This is a genomic window from Aeromonas sp. QDB68 (assembly GCF_027707405.1).
Taxonomy (GTDB): Bacteria; Pseudomonadota; Gammaproteobacteria; order Enterobacterales; family Aeromonadaceae; genus Aeromonas; species Aeromonas caviae.
In genome coordinates this window covers 1-7,260 of the sequence record NZ_JAPCIQ010000133.1, presented here as the reverse complement: position 1 = coordinate 7,260, position 7,260 = coordinate 1, and the positions used below count along the sequence as shown (strand labels likewise).

Here is a 7,260-nt window from a genome sequence, read left to right as displayed (position 1 = left end):
AGCAAGCAGGAAAGTGGGATCAAGAGACGATCGTCTCATTTTTCCTGTGTCAATACTGTTCCGGTGAATACTTACGGGGTCCGCATCGGCCCAGGCCTGGGCGTCGGCCTGACTGGCAAAGTCGGCGATGACGGTGCTGCCGGTGAAGCCCGCATCGGCCGGGTCCTCGGCATCGATGGCCGGGTTCGGGCCGGCCGTCAGCAGGCGGCCCTCATCCTGCAAGGCTTGCAGGCGGGCAAGGTGGGCAGGGCGTGCCAGCTTGCGCTGGGGCAGGCTGCCCGCGACATCTTCGGAGTAGATCAGATACCACATGGAACAATCCCTTTCTGGTTGCGGTTATTTTTTCTGTTCTGCGTTCTGCTCGGCCGGCATGTGGCGATAGAGATAGACGCCGCTGAGCAGGGTGAAGACCAGGGTCATGCCCAGCAGGCCGAACACCTTGAAGTTGACCCACATCTCCTGGGAGAGGTTGAAGGCCACGTAGAGGTTGAGCAGGCCGCACAGGGTGAAGAAGCCGACCCAGCCGAGATTGACGTTGTCCCAGACCCGGTCGGGGGCTTGGAGCTCCTTGCCCAGCATCTGCTTGATGAGGTTCTTGCCAAAGCCATAGCGGCCGATGAGCAGGGCGAGGGCAAAGAGCACATTGATGACGGTCACCTTCCACTTGATAAAGGCATCGTTGTGGAAGAAGACGGTGAGGCCGCCGAAGAAACCGACCAGCACGAAGGTGAACAACTGCATCTTCTCGACCCGGCGATAGCGAAGCCAGCTGTACAGGAGTTGCAGGCCTGTGACGACCACCAGGGCGCCAGTGGCGGTGTAGATGTCGTAAAACTTGTAGACCGCGAAGAAGACGATCAGGGGGATGAACTCGATAAACTGCTTCATGCTGGGCTCTAACCTCAAAATTTCACTCAGTGTACCTGCCCGTCAGACAACGGCAAATGAATAAGACCGTCCATTCTGCAGGCAGTTCCTTCCCGGGGCGGCGGGTTACTCGAACAGCTGGCTGGCAATCTGGTTGCCAAGGCGCACCTGATCGTCCAGCAATGCGTGTATGTCCGCTTCCTCGATGAGAGGGTTGAGTAGGACGGCGCGCAGCAGCGTGAGCGGTTGCTCGCCATAGCGGGAGACTGCGCGCTGGGTGCGTGAGACGAAGCTGTGCCCTTCGGCGCGCTGGGCTTTTTGCAGGGCGACGTTGAAGAGATTGATCTGTTCGTTGGCCGCCACATCGGGCACCTGACCTTGCAGGTGGGGCGGAATGCATCGGTAGGAGAGCAGGTTCATGACAGGTGCCGACATCAGCTCGAAGGCGGGGCTGGCGTCGATGAGCGCGGCCATTCGCCTCGCCCTGTCGTAGTTGGCGTCGATGAGTTGGGCATAACCCTGCTGTCCCAGCATCTGGAAGGCGGCATCCAGATAGAGCGCGTTGGCGGGACGGGTCCCCTCCAGAGTGAAGCGACCCTGATCGAAGGAGGTGGCGCGGATGGCGTAGGGAGCCTCGCGCTTCACCGTCATCATCAGGTCCGGTTGGCGGCAGAGCAGCATGCCGGTACCGAGCGGGACCAGCAACTGCTTGTGGCCGTCAAGGGTGACGGTATCGGCGTGCTCTATCCCCGTAAGCAATCCCTGATAGCGGGGCGAGAAGAGGGTCGGACCACCCCAGGCCGCGTCCACGTGGAAGTGGATTTGCTCGCGCCGGGCGATGGCGGCCAGTTCCGGCAGCGGGTCGACGGAGCCAAAATCCGTGCTGCCAGCCACGCCGACCAGCGCCAGCACCTTGAGCTTCTGCTTCCTGCATTGTTGAAGGGCCTGTTCCAGCGCTGCCAGACTGAGCCGATTGTGCTCGTCTGTGTCGAGACGCCAGACGCTGCGAGCCCCGAGTCCCAGCAGATCCATCCCCTTGTCGAAGGAGTAGTGCATCAGCCGCGAGCCCAGAATGACGGCGCCGCGATAGCCCTGCTCGGCGAGGGCGAACAGGTTGTCGCCACAGGCCCGGTTGCGGGCCAGCCAGAGGGCGGTGACGTTGGCGATGGTACCGCCACTGGTCATGACGCCGAGGGCTGCATCCTTGGCATGCATCTGGGCTGCATAGAAGGCGTCGTCCTGGCGGTAGACCAGACGGTGCAGCTTGGCCAGCACTTCCCGCTCCAGAAAGCTCAGCAAACGGGAGGACTCCATCTTCATCGGGTTCTGGTTGAGCATCACCAAGAGCCGGGAGAGCTCGGCGGTGAAGGCCGGCAGCGGCGCCGTCATGTGTCCCATGTAGCGGGGAGAGGTGAGGTGCGATGCCCCGGGTACCAGGGTGGCGAGCCGTGCCAGATAGTCCCGGGGAGAGATGCCGATGGTGGGCATGCACGACTGATCGAGCTGGTGGGTGAAGCTGCCCCGCTGATAGGGGGCCTGACTGTCGTCGGAATGATGGAAGTGCTCCAGCAGGGCCGTCATGGCCTTGCCGAAATCAGGATCCGGTTGTGTAAACAGTTCAGTGAGCTTCATCGGGTTCTCCAGACCAGATTGTCGGGCAGACGCGGCCATCCGCATGGGCGGCGTCGGCGGCAGAGCATACACCAAAGGGGCGGGGGGCACAGCCATCTCTGGCCCTCCCTCTCCTCGCTCCTTTATTTTCAGCTAACACTTGTAGCCTGAAACGTCGGCCGCTAGAGTGGGCCGGTAATGGGTTGGAGGTAATGATGGATGTGACGGGGTACTCCCCACGGGAAGAGTGGGCGAATCGCCTCAGCCATGGGCTGGGGCTGCTGCTGGGCGGACTGGGACTGGTCTTGCTGCTGCACAAGGGGTGGGATCAGGGGCCCAGGGTACTGCTGAGCTACGGCGTCTACGGTGCCAGCCTGGTATTGCTCTATCTCGCCTCGACGCTCTACCACAGCGTGAGCTCGGTGGCGGCCAGACGCTGGAGCAAGCTGTTCGATCACTGCGCCATCTATCTGCTGATCGCCGGCACTTATACCCCCTTCCTGCTGGTGGCGCTCGATACGCCGCTGGCGCAAGGACTGATGGTGGTGATCTGGGGGCTGGCCCTGGCGGGGGTCGTGTTCAAGCTGATCTTCATCAATCGCTTCAAGAAGGTGTCGCTATTTACCTATCTGATGCTGGGCTGGCTGTCGCTGGTGGTCATCTACCAGCTCTATCTGCATCTGGATGGTACCGGGCTCCTGCTGCTGGGGCTGGGTGGTCTCATCTACAGCCTGGGAGTGATCTTCTATGTGGCCAAGCGCATTCCCTACAACCACGCCATCTGGCACCTGTTTGTGCTGGGGGGCAGTCTGTGTCACTTCATGGCCATTTATGGCTATATCTGATGGCTAACCCTTAATTGGTATTTTTGTGCTCATGAAAGCCTGAATTCGTGCGGCACCCCACAGTTGCCCCCTTCGTTTGCTGACAAGCTAGGGTCAGTTCAGCTTGGAAAGGATGCAAACGATGAGTGAAATCGCGCTTTCCATCAGCATATTGTCGCTGGTGGCGGTGCTGGGACTCTGGCTGGGAAACTGGCGGGTCTATGGCGTGGGACTGGGCATTGGCGGGGTGCTGTTCGGCGGCATCATAGTGGGCCACTTCGCCGGGCTCTCCGGCTTGAAGCTGGATGAGCAAACACTTCATTTTATTCAGGAGTTTGGTCTGATCCTGTTTGTCTACACCATAGGCATCCAGGTCGGTCCCGGCTTCTTCTCCTCCCTGCGCAGCTCGGGCCTCAAGCTCAATGGCTTCGCCGCCCTGCTGGTGCTGCTCGGTTGCGTAGTGGCGGCGGCGCTGCACCAGCTGTTCGACGTGCCGCTGCCAGTGATCCTCGGGGTCTTCTCCGGCGCGGTGACCAATACCCCGTCCCTCGGGGCGGGTCAGCAGATCCTGGCTGAGCTGGGGGCGGCTCCGGGCTCCACCGGCCTGATGGGGATGGGCTACGCCGTGGCCTACCCGTTCGGGATCTGCGGCATCCTGCTCACCATGTGGCTCATCCGGGTGTTCTTCCATATCAAGATCGAGGAGGAAGCGACCGCCTTCGAGCAGCAGGCGGGCAAGACCAAGGAGAGCCTGCAGACTATCAACATCGCGGTGCGCAACCCCAACATGCACGGCCTGATGCTGAGCGAGATCCCGAGCCTGGACGAGACAGACGTCATCTGCTCGCGCCTCAAGCGCGGTGACGAGCTGATGGTGCCGAAGCCCGACTCGCACATCGAGCTCGGCGATCTGCTGCACCTGGTGGGCGAACGCCACGCCCTGCACAAGGTGCTGCTGGTGCTCGGGGAGGAGGTGGATACCTCCCTCTCCACCCGGGGCACGGATCTGCGGGTTGAGCGGGTGGTGGTCACCAATGAGCAGGTGCTCGGCAAGCGGATCCGCGATCTCGACATCAAGCAGAAATACGATGTGGTCATCTCGCGCCTCAACCGGGCCGGGATCGAGCTGGTGCCGACCAGCCAGACCAGCCTGCAGTTTGGGGACATCCTGAACCTGGTGGGGCGACTCGATGCCATCGAGGCGGTGACCAGCGTGGTCGGCAACGTGCAGCAGAAGCTGCAGCAGGTGCAGATGCTGCCGGTCTTCATCGGCATCGGGCTGGGCGTGCTGCTCGGCTCCATCCCCTTCTATCTGCCGGGGTTCCCGGCGGCCCTCAAGCTGGGGCTGGCGGGCGGCCCCCTGGTGGTGGCCCTCATCCTGTCGCGCATCGGCAGCATCGGCAAGCTCTACTGGTTCATGCCGCCGAGTGCGAACCTGGCGCTGCGGGAGATCGGCATAGTGCTGTTCCTGGCGGTGGTGGGGTTCAAGTCGGGGGCCGGTTTCATCGATACCCTGATCAACGGGGATGGCCCCGCCTGGGTGATGTACGGCGTGGCGATCACCCTGATCCCGCTGCTGGTGGTCGGGGTGCTGGCGCGCCGCTATGGCAAGCTCAATTACCTCACCCTGTGCGGTCTGCTGGCCGGCTCCATGACGGACCCTCCCGCCCTGGCCTTCGCCAACGGCATGCACCCGACCAGCGGGGCCAGTGCGCTCTCCTATGCGACCGTCTACCCCCTGGTGATGTTCCTGCGGATCATCTCTCCCCAGCTGCTGGCCATCCTGCTCTGGGCCGGTGCCTGATGCGTCTCGAGATGGGAGCCGATAAGGCTCCCATCATCTTTCTGTCATAATTGATTTTATTGATTTAACTAATTTTATTTCCCTTCTATTTCCCTTCGGTTTAGCCCCAGTTTGGGGCTCCATTTTGGTCTGTCCATTCGATTTTTCTAACTGGTATCTGGCGTGATTAACGGGCACATTGGAGCCTGGATTGCCATGCCCATTTTTATGTCAGGAGAACCCATGAGCAGCAAGAGCATCGTATTGGATCAGGACGTCGTCGTTACCCATTTGCAAGGCAAGATCTATCTGGTCGCGGCAGACGGGAGCCAGACGCTTCTTTCTGAAGGCGATACGCTGCCCAAGGATGCCGTCTTGCTCGCGCCGGAGGGCGCCAGCTTCCAGGGAGGGGATACCACCTTCACCCTGAGCCCGAGCAAGTCTCCCGTTGAGGACGAGCCACAACTCGCCCAGCGCGCGCCAGCCGGGGTGCCTGACGACATCGCTGCCCTGCAGCAAGCCATCTTGCAGGGGACGGACCCGACCCAGGCGTTTGAAGCGTCGGCGGCGGGCGGGGCTCCCGCAGCGGGCAACGTCGGCGGCGTCGCGGGCGCCAGCGGCAATGGCGGCTTCATCACCATCGACAGAACCGGCGATGCCACCATCGCCAGTGCCGGCTTCGACAGCGCCAACCCCGATGCCACGGCGCCGCTGGCGGACGCACAAAGCAGCGAGGATGAACTGCTCGACCTCACCGCCCCCGTCATCACCGTCTCCGCTCCCGACGACACCAATGACCGGACGCCCACCCTGACCGGCACCACGGATGCCGCCGCCGGCAGCACCGTGACCCTGGTGGTGACAGATATCAATGGCAACCAGCAGACCCTGATCACCACCGTCAATCCGGATGGCAGTTTCAGCGTGGATGTCACCACGCCGCTGCCGGATGGCTCCTACACCGTCACGGCAAGCGTCACCGACCCGGCCGGCAACACTGGCACCGCGACCGATGACGGCAGCGTGGACAGTACCGCACCCACTGTGACGGTCGATGCACCGGACAACACCAATGACAGCACGCCGACCATCACGGGAACCTCGGATGCCACACCTGGTAGCACCGTGACTCTGGTGGTGACCGATGCCAATGGCAACCAGCAGACGCTGACTACCACAGTACTGCCCGATGGAAGCTACAGCGCTGATGTCGTGACGCCTTTGCCGGATGGCGGCTATGACGTGACTGCCAGCGTGACTGATCCTGCTGGCAATAGAGGCACGGCGAGCGACGATGGTAGCGTGGACACCATCGCGAACATCACGGTGAGCCTGGATGACGTGAACGCGGGCAATGTGGCCAATGCGCCCATCAGCGGCACCTCCGATGTCGGCCCGAACCGCACCGTGACCCTGGTGATCAGCGATGCCAACGGCGACAAGGTGACCGTCACGGCCGTCACCGATGCCGACGGCAACTACCAGACCAGCGCCGATCTGAGCGGGCTGGCGGATGGCAACCTGACCGTGGTGGCCAGCGTCACCGACGCGGCGGGGAATCGTGCCGAGGCCCGTGACGACACCACTCTGCTAGACACCACTCCACCGGATGTCAGTATCGCGCTCGATGCCGACATCACCGCCGACGACGTCATCAACGCCGCCGAGGCGGGTCAGCAGATCCCGGTCAGCGGCACCGTCAGCGGTGAGTTCAATGACGGCGACACCGTCACCCTGACCGTCAACGGCAAGCCGTTCACCGGCCCGGTGGATGGCGATGGCCGCTTCACCATCCTGGTGGCGGGCAGACAGCGACAACGCGGACCTGCCGGGCATCGACCTGGCGGCGATTGGCGATGGCAACCTGTCGGTGGCGGAAGCCAAGGCGGTCGAGCTCAAGGGCACGACCAGCAACGTGGAAGATGGCCAGACGGTCACCCTGACCGTGACCGACGTGAACGGCAAGCAGGTGACCTTCACCGCGACCGTGACCGACGGCAAGTTCAGCACCACCGTAGACCTGGGGGCCAGCGGCCTGGCGGATGGCACGTTCACCGTGAAGGCGGACGTGACTGACAAGGCGGGCAACCCGGCGACTGACAGCGAGCAGGCGATCCTGGACAGCGACAGCGCGGACCTGCCGGGCATCGACCTGGCGGCGATTGGTGATGGCAA

At 62.5% G+C, this 7,260-nt stretch carries 5 protein-coding genes and 2 pseudogenes; 4 read left to right on the top strand and 3 right to left on the bottom strand.

Features of this window, described 5'->3' with window-relative positions; translation table 11 throughout:
- Positions 1 to 75 precede the first annotated feature (75 nt).
- The 3 genes and pseudogenes from PG892_RS20670 to PG892_RS20660 all read right to left on the bottom strand — a co-directional run.
- Positions 76 to 312: pseudogene (locus PG892_RS20670) on the bottom strand (YciI family protein); the annotation flags it as partial.
- 24 nt (positions 313 to 336) lie between these two features.
- Positions 337 to 888 carry a septation protein A gene (locus tag PG892_RS20665; protein WP_102949208.1) on the bottom strand — a complete coding sequence of 184 codons (552 nt, stop codon included), beginning with the start codon at positions 886 to 888 and terminating at the stop codon, positions 337 to 339.
- A 105-nt stretch (positions 889 to 993) separates the two neighbouring features.
- Positions 994 to 2,499: an aminotransferase class V-fold PLP-dependent enzyme gene (locus PG892_RS20660; RefSeq protein WP_210601187.1), complete on the bottom strand. Its 1,506-nt coding sequence runs from the start codon at positions 2,497 to 2,499 to the stop codon at positions 994 to 996.
- Between the two features lie 191 nt (positions 2,500 to 2,690).
- On the opposite strand from PG892_RS20660, the gene trhA reads away from it, so the two are divergent.
- The 4 genes and pseudogenes from trhA to PG892_RS22700 form a co-directional block, all read left to right on the top strand.
- On the top strand, positions 2,691 to 3,323 hold the full coding sequence (trhA, locus tag PG892_RS20655; protein WP_039041319.1) for a PAQR family membrane homeostasis protein TrhA: 633 nt from the start codon (positions 2,691 to 2,693) through the stop codon (positions 3,321 to 3,323).
- A gap of 121 nt (positions 3,324 to 3,444) precedes the next feature.
- Complete coding sequence (locus PG892_RS20650; RefSeq protein WP_210601186.1) at positions 3,445 to 5,106, top strand: putative transporter; 1,662 nt, start codon at positions 3,445 to 3,447, stop codon at positions 5,104 to 5,106.
- A 195-nt stretch (positions 5,107 to 5,301) separates the two neighbouring features.
- Positions 5,302 to 6,879 (top strand): annotated as a pseudogene (locus PG892_RS20645) (retention module-containing protein); the annotation flags it as partial.
- Positions 6,857 to 7,260: Ig-like domain-containing protein (locus PG892_RS22700; RefSeq protein ID WP_442865643.1), on the top strand; the 404-nt coding region annotated here is incomplete at its 3' end. The pseudogene PG892_RS20645 and the gene PG892_RS22700, both read left to right, overlap by 23 nt.

Coding starts and splice junctions, on each gene's coding strand:
- PG892_RS20665 (WP_102949208.1), bottom strand. CDS start 888: ATGAAGCAGTTTATCGAGTTCATCCCCCTGATCGTCTTCTTCGCGGTC.
- PG892_RS20660 (WP_210601187.1), bottom strand. CDS start 2,499: ATGAAGCTCACTGAACTGTTTACACAACCGGATCCTGATTTCGGCAAG.
- trhA (WP_039041319.1), top strand. CDS start 2,691: ATGATGGATGTGACGGGGTACTCCCCACGGGAAGAGTGGGCGAATCGC.
- PG892_RS20650 (WP_210601186.1), top strand. CDS start 3,445: ATGAGTGAAATCGCGCTTTCCATCAGCATATTGTCGCTGGTGGCGGTG.